10 protein-coding genes (1 of these 10 only partly in view) are annotated in these 16,685 nt (G+C 60.6%); 5 read left to right on the top strand and 5 right to left on the bottom strand.

Annotation, left to right across the window (positions count from 1 at the left end; all coding sequences use genetic code 11):
* Positions 1-74: 74 nt before the first annotated feature.
* The 4 genes from H1Y61_RS01600 to H1Y61_RS01585 all read left to right on the top strand — a co-directional run bounded on the left by H1Y61_RS01600 (position 75) and on the right by H1Y61_RS01585 (position 10,065).
* Complete coding sequence (locus H1Y61_RS01600; protein WP_180573523.1) at positions 75-806, top strand: nucleotidyltransferase family protein; 732 nt, start codon at positions 75-77, stop codon at positions 804-806.
* Positions 807-810: 4 nt separating this feature from the next.
* Positions 811-3,996 carry a double-strand break repair protein AddB gene (gene addB / locus H1Y61_RS01595; RefSeq protein WP_180573522.1) on the top strand — a complete coding sequence of 1,062 codons (3,186 nt, stop codon included), beginning with the start codon at positions 811-813 and terminating at the stop codon, positions 3,994-3,996.
* Positions 3,989-7,537: a double-strand break repair helicase AddA gene (addA, locus tag H1Y61_RS01590; RefSeq protein WP_180573521.1), complete on the top strand. Its 3,549-nt coding sequence runs from the start codon at positions 3,989-3,991 to the stop codon at positions 7,535-7,537. The genes addB and addA overlap by 8 nt, the downstream gene beginning before the upstream one ends.
* Positions 7,538-7,884: 347 nt before the next feature.
* Positions 7,885-10,065, top strand: coding sequence for a malate synthase G (locus tag H1Y61_RS01585; protein ID WP_180573520.1), 2,181 nt, complete (start codon positions 7,885-7,887; stop codon positions 10,063-10,065).
* 161 nt (positions 10,066-10,226) lie between these two features.
* Here H1Y61_RS01585 and H1Y61_RS01580 read toward each other — a convergent pair whose 3' ends face one another.
* Positions 10,227-10,925, bottom strand: a complete 699-nt coding sequence (locus tag H1Y61_RS01580; RefSeq protein WP_012654547.1) for a L,D-transpeptidase — start codon at positions 10,923-10,925, stop codon at positions 10,227-10,229.
* Between the two features lie 176 nt (positions 10,926-11,101).
* Here H1Y61_RS01580 and H1Y61_RS01575 point away from each other — a divergent pair, with 176 nt between their 5' ends.
* Complete coding sequence (locus H1Y61_RS01575; RefSeq protein WP_041697305.1) at positions 11,102-11,587, top strand: MmcB family DNA repair protein; 486 nt, start codon at positions 11,102-11,104, stop codon at positions 11,585-11,587.
* A 19-nt stretch (positions 11,588-11,606) separates the two neighbouring features.
* Here the strand turns inward: H1Y61_RS01575 and H1Y61_RS01570 are convergent, their stop codons facing one another.
* From H1Y61_RS01570 to lhpI, 4 genes are all read right to left on the bottom strand, one after another.
* Complete coding sequence (locus H1Y61_RS01570) at positions 11,607-12,182, bottom strand: ActR/PrrA/RegA family redox response regulator transcription factor (RefSeq protein WP_070165173.1); 576 nt, start codon at positions 12,180-12,182, stop codon at positions 11,607-11,609.
* 159 nt (positions 12,183-12,341) lie between these two features.
* Entirely contained in the window at positions 12,342-13,646 is a 1,305-nt protein-coding gene (locus H1Y61_RS01565; protein WP_156554736.1) for an ActS/PrrB/RegB family redox-sensitive histidine kinase, read from the bottom strand.
* Between the two features lie 36 nt (positions 13,647-13,682).
* Complete coding sequence (gene hrpB / locus H1Y61_RS01560; RefSeq protein ID WP_180573519.1) at positions 13,683-16,145, bottom strand: ATP-dependent helicase HrpB; 2,463 nt, start codon at positions 16,143-16,145, stop codon at positions 13,683-13,685.
* Positions 16,146-16,227: 82 nt separating this feature from the next.
* Positions 16,228-16,685, bottom strand: the final stretch of a protein-coding gene (lhpI, locus tag H1Y61_RS01555) for a bifunctional Delta(1)-pyrroline-2-carboxylate/Delta(1)-piperideine-2-carboxylate reductase (RefSeq protein ID WP_180573518.1). Its footprint extends 499 nt past the window's final position; the window shows 458 of its 957 coding nt (coding positions 500-957); its start codon lies off the right edge, out of view; its stop codon occupies positions 16,228-16,230.

The raw sequence follows: 16,685 nt of genomic DNA, 5'->3' as shown, positions 1-16,685 counted from the left end.
CGGTAGAGCGTGTCTCTTGAAGATAATGCGTCACACGTGAGCGATGCCGCAGATCGCCGACAGATACGAGAGCCATGAAGATTTCCCAAGCCATGGTGCTGGCCGCAGGGCTCGGCACAAGAATGCGTCCTATCACTGACACCATGCCAAAGCCCTTGGTGCGGGTGGCGGGCAAGACGCTGGTGGATTATGCGCTGGATCATTTGCAACAGGCGGGCGTAGAAACCGCTGTGGTCAATATCCATCATTTTCCTGAGCAAATGCTGGCGCATCTGGCCGGGCGCGATCAGCCCCGCATCCTGATTTCCGATGAGCGCGATGGCTTGATGAACAATGGCGGCGGCTTGGCCAAAGGCATCAAGCATCTCGTTCCCGGCCCGTTGCTGGTGATGAATGCCGACCTGTTCTGGATCGGTGAGCCGAAGGACCACCCCACCAATCTGCAAAGACTGGCGGAAGCCTTTGACCCGGCGCAGATGGATATGCTGATGCTCTGCGTTACGTTGGAACAGACCACCGGCCATAATGGCAAGAATGATTTCAACCTCGGTGCCGATGGCCGGTTGACACGCTATCAGCCGGGCGATCCAAACCCGGTGGTCTATGCCGGGGCTTTGGCCATGGAGCACGCCCTTTTAGACGATGCGCCGCAGGATGCCTTCAATCTCAACATCTATTTCGATCGGGCCATTGCCAAAGGCCGGTTGTTCGGCCTGATGCTGGAGGGCCAATGGCTGACGGTCGGTACGCCGGAGGCGATTGAAGAGGCGGAAACAGTGCTGGCCCGCCACCGACAGGACGCTTGAGCTGATGTCCAGCCTGCAAGCCCGCATCTTCACCATTCCCCCGGATCGGCCTTTCCTGCGGCTGATTGCCGAGACCTTGTGCGATGGGCGTCTTGCCCCCGGCTTTCGCTATGATCCAGCCGATCCCCTGTCCCTGTCCAAGGTCACGATCCTGGTGCCGACCCGGCGTGCGGTGCGCGTGCTGCGCGCTCAGTTCGTTGAGGTTCTGGGTGGCCAATCCGCCATTCTGCCGATGATCAAGCCCCTGGGCGAAGCCGAGGACGATGCCAGTTATTTCGACGCGGATACCCCGGCGCTGCTGGCGTTGAACCCGCCGATCAGCAATACGGTGCGGCTGCTGGAACTGGCGCAGTTAATTCTCGCCTGGCGCAACAAGCTGCCGGATATCGTGCTGAGCATTCACACCGAAACCCCGCTCGTCGCTCCGGCCAGCCCGGCGGATGCCGTGTGGCTGGCGCGGGCGCTGGTCGAACTGATCGATTCGGTTGAAACCGAGGAACGTGACTGGGCCGATCTCGACAAGCTTGATGCCCGGGATTTTGCCTCCTGGTGGCAATTGACGCTGGCTTTCCTCGGCATAGCCAGCGCCTATTGGCCAGCCCGTCTGGAAGAGTTGAACCGGTCCTCGCCGGTTCTCCACCGCAACGCCTTGTTGCGCACTGAGCGCGACCGTGTTGGTCAACTGTCTGACCCTCATCCGGTGATCGTCGCTGGATCGACCGGCTCGATCCCTGCTGCGTCCGAGTTGATCGCGGCGGTGGCGCGCCTGCCCCAGGGGGTGATCGTGCTGCCGGGGTTGGACAAGGCCATGCCGGATGATCAGTGGCAAAGCGTCGGTGGTGAACAGCCACCCGGCATGCCGCCGGAGCCGACCGCCCGCACTCATCCGCAATACGGTTTGCACCGGCTACTAGGGCGTCTCGGCCTGACCCGTGACGACGTGGGCGTGCTGGAAGAGGCAGAACCCGATCTTGCCGACCGCAGCGAAATACTCTCCCGGGCACTGTCACCTGCCAAGGCGACTGACCAATGGACCGCCTGGCGACAGGCATTTGGGGATAACAGGTTTCAAGCCGCTTTTGCCGATGTGGCGTTGATTGAGGCAGCCAACGAGCGGGAAGAGGCGATTGCCATCGCCATTGCCCTCAGGCTGGCCTTAGAGCGGCCCGGTGCCGATGGCGGCGAAAGCCGCGCCGCGCTGATTACCCCTGACCGCAACCTCGCCCGTCGGGTCGCGTCAGAACTGGCCCGGTTCGGCATCGAGGCCGACGATTCGGCGGGTACGCCATTTTCGGCGACGCCGCAGGGCACGTTGCTGGTGCTGGTGCTGGAAGCGGTGTTGCGGCCCGGCGATACGGTTGCCATCGTTTCCTTGCTCAAACATCCACTCGCCCGGTTTGGCTTGACGGATGTTGGACATCGCGATGCCGCCGACGCTTTGGAGGCAATTGCGCTGCGCGGCGGCACCGGTGCCATCGATATCGCCGCACTGGCACCGCTGTTGGATGAACAGGTGGTCGCCCAGTTCGACGACCGCCACCCACCGGCCTGGCGGCGCTCTTTTACCGATCAGACCCGCGAGCAGGCACGGATACTGGCCGAGGCAATAGCAGAGGCGGTGGAGCCGCTTGCCGGTCATGTGGTCGCCAAGCCGGATGGTCACCATTTCACCACCCGTTTGTCTTTGAGGGAATGGGCCGAGCGCACCGGTCAGGTGCTGGAGGCCGTGGCTCGCACCAATGCGGGCGATCTTGCCCCTCTTTGGGCCAATGAGGCCGGTGCCGTTTTGGCGCGGCTGCTCAGCGAAATCATGGAAACCGATGGCCAGTTGAGCGCCGATGGTCCGCAGTGGATCGAGATTGTCGCGGCGCTGACCGCCAGCGAATCGGTCAAGCCGAAATCGCTGCGCCATCCGCGGGTCTTCATCTTCGGTGCACTGGAATCGCGTCTGCAAAACGTCGATACGATGATTCTCGGTGGGTTGAATGAAGGGTCATGGCCCGGCACCACCACCAATAATCCATTTTTGTCGCGCAGCATGAAAACCGAAATGGGGCTGGAGCCGCCGGAACGGCAGATCGGCCAGCTTGCCCATGATTTCGAAATGGCCAATGGCACCCGCCACTTGATCTATTGCCGCGCCCTGCGGCAGGGATCGGCCCCCACCGTTGCCTCGCGCTGGCTGCAACGGCTGCTGGCGCTGGGTGGCAAGGATTTTGCTGAGGCTCTGAAAGCCAGAGGGGAGCGTTACCGGCATTTTGCTGAGTTGCTCGATAAAGGCGCAGATCAAGCGCCCGCCCAACGTCCGCAGCCAAAGCCACCGGCCGATCTGCATCCGAAAACCTATTCCTTCAGCGAGGTCGGGCGTCTCAGGCGCGATCCCTATTCAATCTATGCCCGCCGCATTCTGAAGCTCGATCCGGTCGAACCGTTCAACAGCGATCCCGGCGCCTCCGAACGCGGCACGCTCTACCATGCGATTGTCGAGCAATTCGTGGCGCGTATGCCCGAAAAGCTGGGGCCTGACACTGAACAATTGATGAGCGAGATTGCCGACACGCTGTTTGCCGAGGAAAATCTGCCGCCGCATATCCATGTTGTCTGGCGCAAGCGTTTCTCCGAGGTTGGCCTCGCCTTTATCGAGTGGCAACGCCAGCGCGATCCGGCCAAGCTGGTAACGGAGGCCCGCGCCGGGGTGGAACTCGGCGAGATCGATATCCGGCTCACTGGTATTGCCGACCGGATCGATATCCGGGCTGGCCACGCCGATATCATCGATTACAAAACCGGTCTTAACCCCAGTGTTTCCCAGGCCCGCAGCCTGCTTGACCCGCAATTGGCTTTGGAAGCTGCGGCTCTGACCATGGGGGCTTTCAAGGATGTCGGGCGGCTGAATCCGGATAACCTGATCTATGTCCGGCTGCGGCCCGGCGGGCGCTTCAAGGCTGACCAGGTTAATAACGAGCTGACCGGCAAGGGCGACAAGGCAAAGTCGGCACTGGATCTGGCGCATGAATCCATCGCGCAACTGACCCGCTTCGTGACCCTGCTGCAATCGGGCGAGCGCGGCTATGTCTCGCGGCTGATGCCAGCGATGATGAATGATTTCAGCGGTGACTATGATCATCTGGCTCGGGTCGCTGAATGGTCCACCGCTGAAGCGGCAGAGGAGAGCAGCAGTGATGACTGATCCGGATATGCTGCGCGATGGCGACGATCCCATTGACTGGACGACCCGGCAGCAATCGCTGGCCTCCGACCCGGCCCGGTCCGCCTGGGTCTCGGCCAATGCCGGCTCCGGCAAGACCCATGTGCTGACGCAACGGGTCATTCGCCTGCTGCTGGCGGGCGCGCGGCCCTCTTCTATTCTTTGCCTGACCTATACCAAGGCGGCGGCCTCGGAAATGTCGAACCGGGTGTTCGACCGGCTTGCCGAATGGGCGACCTTGTCCGACGAGGAGCTTGCCCGCCGAATCGAAACCATCGAGCGCCGACCACCCGACCGTATCAAGATTGCCGAGGCGCGACGGTTGTTTGCCCGCGCCCTGGAAACACCGGGCGGCTTGAAAATCCAGACCATCCATGCCTTTTGCGAGGCGCTGCTGCACCAGTTTCCGCTGGAAGCCAATGTGGCCGGGCATTTTTCGGTGCTGGACGACCGCGCCGCCTCCGTGCTTTTGGCCGATGCCCGCCGGTCACTGCTGACGGCGACCGCTGCCGAAGACGATGCAAACCTCGCCGAAGCCTTTGCCGAAGTGTTGAGCCTTGGCGATGAATTCGGGCTGGAAAACCTGCTGTCTGACATCGTTTCCAACCGCCATGCGGTGCGCAGCTTTCTGGCGGTAGCCCGTCGAAAGGGCGGTGTGGAAAGTGCTTTGCGCAATGCCTTGGGCCTTCAGCCTGACGAAACCGAGACATCGCTGGCCGAGGCCTATTGGCCGCTTCCCAGCCTCGCGGGGCCGCAGCTTTCCACATATATCGATCTGGCGCTCACCAAGGGCGGTTCCCTTGTGCAGGGCGTCGCCCTGACACTGGAGCGCGCCGTGCGCCAGCCTGACGCGCTTATCCGGGCGCAATTGCTGGAAGAGGCCTTCTATACCGGCTCCGATAAACCAAAAGCCGACCGGTCGCTGATTGCCGCCGCCATTAACAAGGCGGCCCCTTATCTGTCGGATGCGATTTTTGCGGCCCGCGACCATGTGGTGGCCTGCCGCGAACGTCTGCGGTTGTTTCGGCTGTTCAAGGCAACACGGGCGGCGCTAACGCTGGCCGAGCGGCTGGACCATGATTATGAAGAGCTGAAAAAGCGCAGCAGCCAGCTGGATTTCGAGGATCTGATTGCCCGCACCGCCGAACTTTTGACCCGCAGCACGGTCGGTCCCTGGGTGCATTACAAGCTGGATCAGGGCATCGACCATATTCTGGTCGATGAGGCGCAGGATACCAGCCCGGTACAATGGTCGGTCATCCGCTCGCTGCGGGAAGATTTCTTCTCCGGCCTGAGCGCCCGTCCGGTCCGCCGAACCTTCTTTGCCGTTGGCGATGAGAAGCAATCGATCTACTCCTTCCAAGGCGCAAAGCCGGAACGGTTTTCGCAGGAAGCCCGCGAGACCGAACAGGAAGTGGCGCGGGGCGGCGAAAGCTTCAGCGCGGTGCGCCTGCCGCTGTCCTTCCGCTCCACCAATGCGGTGTTGTCTGCCGTCGATCAGGTGTTTTCGGTCACCGAGAATGCCAGGGGCCTTTCGGCGGTTGCGGAACCAGTGGTGCATATGTCGAGCCGCATCGGCCACCCCGGCGCGGTCGAAGTCTGGGAGATGATCGCGCCGGAAGGCAGCGAAAGTGAAGAGGACTGGACCGCACCCTTTGATGCAACCCCGGAAAATGCGCCGTCTGCCATGCTGGCCCGGCGGATCGCCCAGCGGATCGAGATCATGTTGGCCCGCGAGACCATCGTGGAAAAGGGGGTGGAGCGGTCCATAGAAGCAGGCGACATCCTCATTCTGGTGCGCAAACGCGGCGCTTTCGTCAATGCGCTGACACGGGCCTTGAAGCGGCGTAGCAATATTCCGGTGGCCGGTGCCGACCGGTTGCGGCTGACAGGCCATATCGCCGTGCAGGATCTGCTGGCACTGGGGCGATTCGTGCTTCTCACCGCCGATGACCTGTCGCTGGCGGCGCTGCTGAAAAGCCCGTTGTTCAACCTGAGCGAAGACGATGTGTTTGAAGTGGCGGCACGGCGCGGCGAGATCTCGGTATTTGCCGAGATTGCCCGGCTGGCGGAGGCCGGATCGGAAAAATGGCAGGCGGCCCTTGCCCGTCTGCACCGCTATGTGGCCTTGGCGCGGGATCTTCTGCCCCATGATTTCTATGGACGGGTGCTTGGTCCCCTGGGGGGACGACGCGACTTTCTGGCTCGGCTTGGCAGCGAGGTCAGCGATATCATCGATGAATTCCTGACCTTTACTCTTTCCCATGAGCAGGCGGGCCTGCCGGGCTTGCAATCCTTCATCACCACGCTGGAGCAGGAAGCCCCGGAAGTGAAGCGCGAACAGGACAAGGAGCGCAGCGAGGTGCGCATCATGACCGTTCATGCCTCCAAGGGGCTGGAAGCACCGATTGTCTTTCTGGTCGATGATGGCTCCAAAGCCTTCAACCATACACATCTGCCAAAATTCCGGATGATCGAGACCGGAGCGCAGCCGCAGGAATGCCCGGTCTGGGTGCCGGTGAAAGCGGTTGATAATCCTCTGACCGCGCAGGACGTGGCAAAGCGAAAACAGGCCATCGAGGAGGAATATCGACGCCTGCTCTATGTTGGCATGACGCGGGCTGCCGACCGGCTGGTGGTCTGCGGCTATCGCGGCAAGCAGGTGCAGACCGAAATCTGGCACCAGATGGTCTGGTCGGCCCTGATGCTTGATACAGAACGGTGCCGGGAGCAACGCTTTGGCGGGCCGGAAGGCGACTGGACCGGGCTGCTCTGGGAAAATGCCGTCGTTTCGGGCCGATTCGAACGACAGGAAAAACGCCTGGAAAAACGGGAGATGGAAGCCTTGCCGGAGGCATTGCTGCGCCCCGCCCCGCCACCGCCCCGCCTGCCACGGCCTTTGAGCCCCTCCGGGGCCGGGATCGAGGTGAATGACGAGGACGGCGACTTGATGCTGCGCTCGCCGTTGTTCAGCAAGGGTGAGGATGCCGGGTTGGCGCTGCAAAAGGGCCGGTTGGTGCACCGGATGCTGCAAATGTTGCCGGGCGTGCCCGTCGATGAACGCAAACCCGCCGCCCGCCGCTATGGCGAGCGCGCCGCCCGGTTCTGGCCCGCCCATGAGCGTGTCCGTTTGGTGGATAGTGTTTTGGCTATTCTTGACCACCCGGCCTTGAGTGAGGTGTTTTCCAGCCATGCGCAGACGGAATTTTCGCTGATGGGAACCATCCGGCTTGGCGCAGAACAGCGTGCCGTCTCGGCGCGGGTGGACCGGATGGCTGTCACGGACGAGAAAGTGATTCTGCTGGATTACAAGACCAACCGGCAGCCGCCGCGTCAGGAAAGTGAAGTGCCGCTATCCCATTCGGCCCAGCTTGCAATCTACCGCGAATTGCTGAAGCCGCTCTATCCGGGAAAGGTGATCGAGTGCCTGCTGGTCTATACCGAAGGGCCGCATGTGGTGGCGCTGACGGAGGCGGGGTTGCATGGCGCATTACAAGAGCTTCAGACCATTCAAAACACCTAGTGCACTGACGCATTCACTTCGTTCATGCTTTCGTGCACTCATCTTTTGTTTATGCATCGATTTTTCCAAACTCGGCTGAAGCCTCCGTTTGGATCGATGCACTAGGGTTTGTCGGTCAAAAGTGCGGATCGGCAATTCGTCTCGGACGCACCAAAAGGCTTATTTCCTCTTTCGCCCAAATTTGCATAGATATTTCAGATTTATGTCCGGTTGACAGCCAATCAAGAACGGGGATGGTAGCGTGGGGCGGCAAATGCAGTGGCGGCAGGGGCTTGATAGCGTCTGGCGCGCATTGCACCGCGAACAGGCTTTGCCCCTTGATGAATGGATGACCGCAGGAGGTTGAAATGGCGCGTGTCGAACAGTTTGGTCTGGCTATCGAGCAGGATCTCTATGATTTTCTGGTGAGTGAGGCCTTGCCGGGGACAGGCGTGGAGCCAGAGGCCTTCTTCCAGCATTTCTCCAGCCTCGTGCATGACCTTGCCCCGAAGAACCGCGCCCTGCTGGCCAAGCGCGACGCCTTTCAGGCGCAGCTGGACAGTTGGTACAAGCAAAACGGCGCTCCCTCGGATCTTGCGGCTTACGAAGCTTTCCTGCGCGATATCGGCTATCTCCTGCCGGAAGGGCCGGATTTCTCCGTGACGACCAGCAATGTCGATGCGGAGATTGCTTCGATTGCCGGGCCGCAGCTTGTCGTGCCTGTGATGAATGCCCGTTATGCACTGAACGCTGCCAATGCGCGCTGGGGTTCGCTCTACGACGCGCTCTACGGAACGGATGCGATCTCCGAGGCCGACGGTGCCGAAAAGGGCAGGGGGTATAATCCCAAACGTGGCGAAAAGGTTATTGCCTGGGCGCGGGCTTTTCTCGATCAGTCGGTGCCGCTGGCGGGTGGCCGCTGGGCAGACGTGGCAGAGCTTGCGCTTGCCAATGGCTATCTCGACGTGACACTGACCTCCGGCGACAAGACCGGGTTGATGGACCCCTCGCAACTGGCTGGAACCTTCAGCGAAGACGGCAGCGTGACCTCCTATCTTCTGCGCCGCAACGGTCTGCATGTGGAAATCTGCATTGACTCGCAGGGTGCGATCGGCGCTGCCGATAAGGCGCATATCAACGATATCAGGCTGGAATCGGCGATTACCGCTATTATGGACTGCGAGGATTCGGTTGCTGCCGTCGATGCTGAGGACAAGATCCTGGCCTATTCCAACTGGCTCGGCTTGATGAAGGGCGATCTGGAGGAAGTGGTTGCCAAGGGCGATCACGTCTTTACCCGCACTCTCAACCCCGATCTCGAATTCACCGACCCGCAGGGCAAGCCCTTTACCGTAGCCAGCCGGTCGCTGATGCTGATTCGCAATGTCGGGCACCTCATGACCAATCCGGCCATTCTGGATCGCGATGGTGCCGAGGTGCCGGAAGGCATTATGGATGCGATGGTGACCGCGCTGATCGCGTTGCACGATATTGGCCCGAACGGACGGCGGAAGAATTCGCGCCAGGGCTCGATGTATGTGGTGAAGCCGAAAATGCATGGGCCGGAAGAAGTGGCTTTTGCCGTCGAAATCTTCACCCGTGTCGAACAGGCGCTGGGCATGGAACCCAATACGATCAAGATGGGGATCATGGACGAGGAGCGCCGCACGACTGTTAACCTCAAGGAATGCATCCGCGCCGCCAAGGACCGGGTGGTGTTTATCAATACCGGCTTCCTCGACCGCACTGGCGACGAAATCCATACCTCGATGGAAGCCGGGCCGATGATCCGCAAGGGCGATATGAAACAGGCCGCCTGGATTGCGGCTTATGAAAACTGGAACGTCGATATCGGGCTGCAATGCGGCCTGTCTGGTCATGCCCAGATCGGCAAGGGCATGTGGGCCATGCCCGACCTGATGGCGGCGATGCTGGAACAGAAGATCGCTCATCCGAAAGCCGGGGCCAATACCGCCTGGGTTCCATCACCAACGGCGGCAACACTGCATGCCACCCATTATCATCAGGTGGATGTCGCGGGTGTCCAGGCCGGATTGAAGAGCCGGACACGGGCCAAGCTCGCCGATATCTTGTCGGTGCCGGTGGCCTCCCGCCCCAATTGGACGCCGGAAGAAATCCAGCGCGAGCTGGATAACAATGCCCAGGGCATTCTGGGCTATGTGGTCCGCTGGATCGACCAGGGCATCGGCTGCTCGAAAGTGCCTGACATTAACAATGTCGGGCTGATGGAAGACCGCGCAACCCTGCGCATTTCCGCCCAACACATGGCCAACTGGCTGCATCATGGCGTTGTCACCGAGGCGCAGGTGACCGAAACACTCAAACGCATGGCAGCCATCGTCGATAAGCAGAATGCGGGTGATTCGGCCTATCGCCCGATGGCTGCCGATTTCGACACCTCCATCGCTTTCCAGGCGGCCCTTGATCTGGTGTTGAAGGGCAGGGAGCAGCCGAACGGTTATACCGAACCGGTCCTGCACCGCCGCCGACTTGAGTTGAAGGCCACAGCAATTCTAGCAAAAGTGTGAAGCGGTTTTGCGTTCGGAATTGCGCCAGCAAGAGGCCAATTCCAGCAAAAGTGTGAAACGGTTTTGCCGGTGTAGACCTTTACCAGCGATTTTCACGTGAAACAAAAAAGCCGCCGGAGGCGATCCGGCGGCTTTTCAGTGGAGGCTATCTATTATCGCAATCAGGACTGCTGAACGATGACCTTGGTGGCCTTGCCCGGCAGGACGCGGCTGTAGAGGTCAATGACGTCCTGGTTGATCATGCGGATGCAGCCAGACGATGCGGCGGTGCCGATCGATGCCCATTCCGGCGAACCGTGGATACGGAACAGCGTATCCTGGCCCTTGTCGTTGAACAGATACATGGCGCGGGCGCCAAGCGGATTGCTGATGCTGGGGCCCATGCCGTTTTCAACATATTTGGCGACTTCCGGCTTGCGCACGGCCATTTCCTTCGGCGGATGCCAGGTTGGCCATTCCTGTTTCCAAGCAATGTAGGCCTGACCCTGCCAGGCGAAACCGTCCTTGCCGACGCCAATGCCGTAGCGGATCGCCTTGCCATTCGGCAGAACGTAATACAGGAAGCGTTCCTTGGTGTTGACGATGATCGTACCGGGCCGCTCTGTCGTGTCGAAGGCAATGATCTGGCGGCGGAACTTCGGATTGACCTTCTGGATCGGAATGCCGGGCAGCGCATAGCCGGCATCCGTAACCGGACCATAGGAATCATCGAAGATCTGTGCTGTTTCGACCGAGGCGGGGGCGACAACAGGCGCGGCCTCAGCGGTCTTTTTGCTGTCGGCTTCCGACGTGGTGGAGCAGCCAGTGATGGCGAGGGTGGAGAATAGACCGAGCACGGTCAGTGCATTGCGGATTCGCATGGGAGGCTCATCGACTTTCGGGCGGGAAATGATCTGTGTTACCAGCTTTGATAGTGGTATATTTTTGATTACAGTGGAGTTTGCAAGGGAACAGAAGACCCATGCCGTCTCTGGCCTCGCAAATTGCTGAAGACTGGCTTTTTTGCAACAGACTTGGGGCCAGCAAAGAGAAGATTATGACGATTCTTACTATTTCCGTTAAGAATACATTAATCGACGGACGGCAGTCCGAACGTGCCTTAATGATTCGCCGTGGCACGCAATTGCTTCTCGATCAGATGCGCCATGCCGTGCTGCCGGAGCTTTCGCTGGCCAGCGGCCGCCGCGCCGACCTGATCAGCGTTTCGGATAAGGGTGAAATCTGGATTACCGAAATCAAATCCTCGATCGAGGATTTTCGGGTTGACCGCAAATGGCCGGACTATCGCCAGCACTGCGACCGGCTGTTTTTTGCCACGCTGCCCGATGTGCCGCAGGAGATTTTTCCGCAAGAGTGCGGCCTGATCGTCTCAGACGGCTACGGTGCGCATCTGTTGCGCGATGCGCCAGAGCACAGGCTTGCCCCCGCCACCCGCAAATCCGTGATGCTGGCCTTTTCACGTGCGGCAGCCCAACGGTTGATGCGGGCCGAATGGGATGCCGCCCCGCAATTTTTGCCCTGATTGTTTCGGCGCACGCTCGTTATTTTGGTGCGCGCTTGGCGAGAATCCGTTGCAGGGTGCGGCGGTGCATGTTCAGCCGCCGTGCGGTTTCCGAGACATTGCGTTCGCAGGCCTCGTAGACCCGCTGGATATGTTCCCAGCGCACCCGGTCGGCAGACATCGGATTTTCCGGCACATCGGCCTTTTCGCCCGGACGCTGGGTCAGGGCGTTGAAGACATCGTCGGCATCGGCAGGTTTCGACAGATAATCCACCGCGCCGAGTTTGACGGCGGTGACGGCGGTGGCAATGTTGCCGTAGCCGGTTAGCACGATGATCCGGGTGTCGGTTCGGCTTTCGCGAATGGCCTGGATCACATCAAGACCATTGCCATCGCCAAGCCGCAGGTCAACCACGGCATATTTCGGGGCTGCGGTCTTGGCCTTGGCAATGCCTTCCGCCACAGAGGAGGCGATATCCACTTGAAAGCCACGGGTTTCCATGGCGCGAGCCAGCCGTCGCAGAAAGGGCTGGTCGTCATCGACTATCAACAAGGTGGCGTCCGGGCCGAGATCGGCAGCGCCGTCTTCGTGGGTGATCGGCATATCCTGGGTCATGTTCTCTTAATCCCTAGAGCATTTCCAGGAAAAGTGGAAACCGGTTTTCCGTCCGGAAATGCGTAAAAACGACGAGCTAGAGCGTTGCTGCGATTCCATGAAGAGCAGAGACACTCTAGTGTCCGCAGCGTTATTGCGCACTCGCCCCTGTCGGTAAAGTCACTTTGTCGGTGTTTCCATTTCCCGGCGTGGCCAGCGCACTGTTACCCGCGCCCCCGGGCTTGAAGCGCCCCGGTTTTCAAAGGTCAGGACAGCGCCGGAACGCTCCAGCAAGGTCTTGGCAATGAACAACCCCAGCCCAAGTCCGCCCGCCCGCGCATCGCTTTTGCGGCTGGTGACATAAGGCTCGCCGATTCTCAGAAGGATATCGGGCGCAAAGCCTTCGCCGTCATCCTCGATAATGATCGTCACATGACGGTTGTCATGCTCTACCGTGACGATCACCTGTTCGCGTGCATAATCCAGGGCGTTTTCGATCAGGTTGCCAAGCCCATAGAGAATGCCGGGATTACGGTTACCCACCGGCTCGCTGGCGCGTTCGGAAACCTCCACCACCGTCAGCTTGATGCCGAAGTCCCGGTGAGGCGCGATCACTTCCTCAATCAGCGACGAGAGCGGCAGTTGCCGCATATGCGCCTCATCCTCGGCGGACAGAGTTGTCAGACGCTTCAGAATGTCGCGGCAACGTTCGCTTTGGCTGCGCAACAACTGCACGTCCTCGCCAAATCGGGAGTCCTTGCCCAGTTCCCGTTCCATTTCCTTGGCAACAACGCTGATCGTCGCCAGAGGCGTCCCCAATTCATGGGCGGCGGCGGCGGCCAGCCCATCCAGCTGGGAAAGATGCTTTTCCTTTTGCAGCACCAGTTCGGTTGCCGCCAGCGCATCGGCCAGAAGATTGGCCTCCTTGGACACTCGATAGGCATAGAAGGCAGCAAAGGCGGTCATCGACACGATCGAGCACCAGATTGCCACCAGCATGACCGGGCCGCCGCGATCAATATAGTCAGCATACCAGGGCAGGGGAAAAGGCGTGAAAGCCTGTACCGAAATGCAGACCATCGCCAGGCCCAGCAAGGCCATGGAATGGCGCAGCGGCTGGGAGGCAAAAACCACGATGACCGGTACGCAGATCAGCGGCGCGAAGGGATTGGCCAGCCCGCCGGTGATGAACAGCAGCGCTCCCATCTGGAAAAGGTCCAGCGCCAGGATCGCCAGTGTCCAGATCGGTTCCAGCCTCTGGGTGGAGGGAAAGGCCAGTTGCAGCAGGAAATTCACCACTGCCAATGCGCCGATCAGAATGGCGGCGGCCAGTACCGGCATGGGAAATTGCAGAACCAGCGCGACAATTGCCAGGGTGATGGTCTGCCCTGCGACCGCCAGCCAGCGGAGCCGAACCAGCGTTTCAAGCCGCAATCTGCGGCTGGATGTACCAAAATGCATGCGAATATCCGTCTTTGCGCTCATTCACGTTCCCCCCGCCCGTCCTCCTTCGGGCAGGGTCTATGTACCACGAGGTTTTGCCCGTGTCGTGGGGGCCGCAGCAGCAGGGTCGTCCGGCCAGGGATGGCGGGGATAGCGCCCACGCATGTCGGCGCGCACGTCGCTCCATGATCCGGCCCAGAAACCAGGCAGGTCGCGGGTCGTCTGGATTGGCCGATGCGCTGGCGAGGTCAGTTCCAGCAGCAGCGGCAACCGTCCGCCGCCAATGGCCGGATGGTTTTTAAGGCCAAACAATTCCTGAACGCGGATTGTCAGTTTCGGCTCGTCACCGTCATATTGGATCGGATGGCTCATGCCGGTCGGCGCGGTAAAATGGGTCGGCGCCATCTGGTCCAGATCCCGCTGCGCCTCGTAAGGCACCAGCGCCTTCAGCCCATCGATGATTCCGCCCATGGAAATATCGGCAAGGCTGCGCACACCGGTCTGGAAGGGAATGAACCAGTCCTCAAGCCGCTCCAGCAAGGCCTCGTCACTCATATCCGGCCACGGCGCTCCGAGCGTGCGATGCAGAAAACCGATACGATGGCGCAATTGCTCGGCATTTTTGCTGAAATTCAGGCGTTCGAGGCCCAATTGCCGCAACCCTTCAGCCAGTGCCTTGGTGGCACCTTCGCCACTGGGTCGCCCTAGCGGTGTCTCCTCCAGAATGATCGCACCGATCCGCTTGACGCGCCGCGCCCGGACCTGGCCGCTTGGCGGGTCGAAAAAGCTCTCATCGTCTTGAATGATTGCCCCCGGCAGGCTCTCTTCTATATCGGAAAGGCGGATTTCCGCCGCGCTCAGGATTCGCCCTTGCGCCGCCCGTCCGGTCAGATCGGCGATGACAAGCATATCGCTTGCCGCCAGCCGTTCGGTTTGCGCCAGTTCCGCGCCACGCCCGTTTGCCATGACATATCGCCCCGGCGCGCCCCGTTTCAGCGCGATCCGGTCTGGATAGGCATGCAAAAGCAGCATTCCGGCCAGCGCTGGCGTGGCGGCAGCCTGACGTTTCGGCAGGTCTTTCGTCAGCCGCTCCGCCAGCTTGCGCGCTGCACTGGCCCGCTCGCCGCGATCCGACCGAAACCGGCGCAGGCGTTCTTCCAGGTCGATATCCGATCCACCCAATCCTTGTTCTGTCAGCAGGACGGCGATCTCGCTGGCTGTTTTGGCCTGTCCCTGTTCTGCGGCGGCAATCACCATGGCGGCAAGCCTCGGCGGCAGGCCAAGGCCGCGCATGATCTTGCCTTTGGCTGTCAAGTGCCCCTGATCATCCAGTGCGCTAAGAGCCATCAGCAGGTTTCGCGCCTCCTTCAAGGCGGCGGCAGGCGGCAGATCGATAAAGGATAAGGCAGAAGCATCGATCACGCCCCAATGGGCCATGTCCATCACCAGACCGGACAGATCACTGGCGAGAATTTCCGGCGGGGTAAAGGCTGGCATCGCTGCCGTTTGACCGGCATGCCACAGCCGGATGGCGATACCCGGCTCGGTTCGACCGGCACGCCCGGCCCTCTGGTCGGCGGACGCGCGCGAAACGCGGGTGGTTTCCAGTCTCGTAATACCCGTCGAGGGTTCGTAGACCGGCAGGCGTTGCAGCCCGCTGTCGATGACGATCCGCACCCCGTCGATGGTGATTGAGGTTTCGGCAATCGATGTTGCCAGAACCACTTTGCGGGTGCCGGGAGTGGTTGGCTTGATGGCCTGGTCTTGCTCGGCTTGCGAAAGATTGCCGTAAAGCGGCGCAATCAAAGTTGCGGCTGGCAACCGGCCCTCCAGCCGCTCCGCCACGCGGCGGATCTCGGCCTGTCCGGGCAAAAAGGCCAGAATCGACCCGCTTTCATTGGCATGCGCATCGAGAATAGCGCTGGTGACGCTGTCTTCAATCCGCTCCGTGCCGGGCCGGTCGCGGTGGCGGATATCGATGGGAAAGCCGCGCCCCGCACTTTCCAGCACCGGCGGGTCCTGCATCAGGCCTGCTACCCGCTGCACATCCAGCGTCGCCGACATAACGATCAGCCGCAAATCATCGCGCAGGGCGGATTGGCAATCCAATGCCAGCGCCAGGCCGAAATCCGCATCCAGGGACCGTTCGTGAAATTCGTCAAACAGCACGGCGGCGATGCCGGACAGTTCGGGGTCCTCCAGAATCATCCGCGCAAATACGCCCTCCGTGACCACTTCAATCCGTGTCTTGGCAGAGATGCGGTTATCGAGCCGCATCCGGTAGCCTACGGTTTCACCCACAGTCTCGCCGATAAGGGAGGCCATGCGGGAGGCCGCAGCACGCGCAGCCAGCCGCCTTGGCTCCAGCAGAATGATCCGGTTATCGCCCCGCCATGGCTGGTCGAGCAGGTAGAGTGGAACAAGCGTCGTTTTGCCTGCCCCTGGAGGAGCGGAAAGCACAGCACGGTTTCCCTCTCGCAATGCCTTGGCCAAAGGAGGCAGGATTTCGCTGACAGGATAAAGAGGAAGAGAGAATGCCATGGAATTGTGTATCGCTGGTATGTGTCAGGGAAATCGAAACCGGCTCAACCGATCGGCAGTCCTTCCTTGAAAGAGGGTAGCTTCACAGCTGACCCTGCCGGGCCTTTACGGTTTCATACGCCAGAATGGCGCCTGCGAGATCTTCTAGCGCAGCCCCAACGGATTTGAACAGCGTAATTTCCTCTCTGTTCTTTCGTCCATTGACAGTGCCTTTGACGAGCTCCGAGAGCTCGCCTTGAATCTGCTCTGCTGTCAGACTGCCATTGCGGAGCGGCTGTACGATATCGCCAGCCTCAGCCATCGCACCTGCACGGGTATCGACATAGACGCGCGCCCTTCGAATTGCCGTATCATCCGCCTCGCGCATGACAGGCCGGAAACCGCCGACGAGATCGACATGGGCGCCAGGTTTCAGCCAGTCGCCTTTAATCAACGGATCCGTTGTCAGGGTGGCGCAGGAAATAATATCCGCCTGCTGCGCAACCTCTTCAAGTTCTGTCACCGCCCGCGCAGAAAAACCGAGCTCACAGGCTGCGGCTG

This window comes from Agrobacterium vitis, from assembly GCF_013426735.1.
Lineage (GTDB): Bacteria > Pseudomonadota > Alphaproteobacteria > Rhizobiales > Rhizobiaceae > Allorhizobium > Allorhizobium vitis_D.
The sequence above is the reverse complement of the archived record's forward strand: the minus strand, read 5'-3'. Positions and strand labels throughout refer to the sequence as shown.

Excerpts from the sequence above, each read along its gene's own strand:
- H1Y61_RS01600 (WP_180573523.1), top strand. The coding sequence starts at position 75 with ATGAAGATTTCCCAAGCCATGGTGCTGGCCGCAGGGCTCGGCACAAGA.
- addB (WP_180573522.1), top strand. The coding sequence starts at position 811 with ATGTCCAGCCTGCAAGCCCGCATCTTCACCATTCCCCCGGATCGGCCT.
- addA (WP_180573521.1), top strand. The coding sequence starts at position 3,989 with ATGACTGATCCGGATATGCTGCGCGATGGCGACGATCCCATTGACTGG.
- H1Y61_RS01585 (WP_180573520.1), top strand. The coding sequence starts at position 7,885 with ATGGCGCGTGTCGAACAGTTTGGTCTGGCTATCGAGCAGGATCTCTAT.
- H1Y61_RS01580 (WP_012654547.1), bottom strand. The coding sequence starts at position 10,925 with ATGCGAATCCGCAATGCACTGACCGTGCTCGGTCTATTCTCCACCCTC.
- H1Y61_RS01575 (WP_041697305.1), top strand. The coding sequence starts at position 11,102 with ATGACGATTCTTACTATTTCCGTTAAGAATACATTAATCGACGGACGG.
- H1Y61_RS01570 (WP_070165173.1), bottom strand. The coding sequence starts at position 12,182 with ATGACCCAGGATATGCCGATCACCCACGAAGACGGCGCTGCCGATCTC.
- H1Y61_RS01565 (WP_156554736.1), bottom strand. The coding sequence starts at position 13,646 with ATGAGCGCAAAGACGGATATTCGCATGCATTTTGGTACATCCAGCCGC.
- hrpB (WP_180573519.1), bottom strand. The coding sequence starts at position 16,145 with ATGGCATTCTCTCTTCCTCTTTATCCTGTCAGCGAAATCCTGCCTCCT.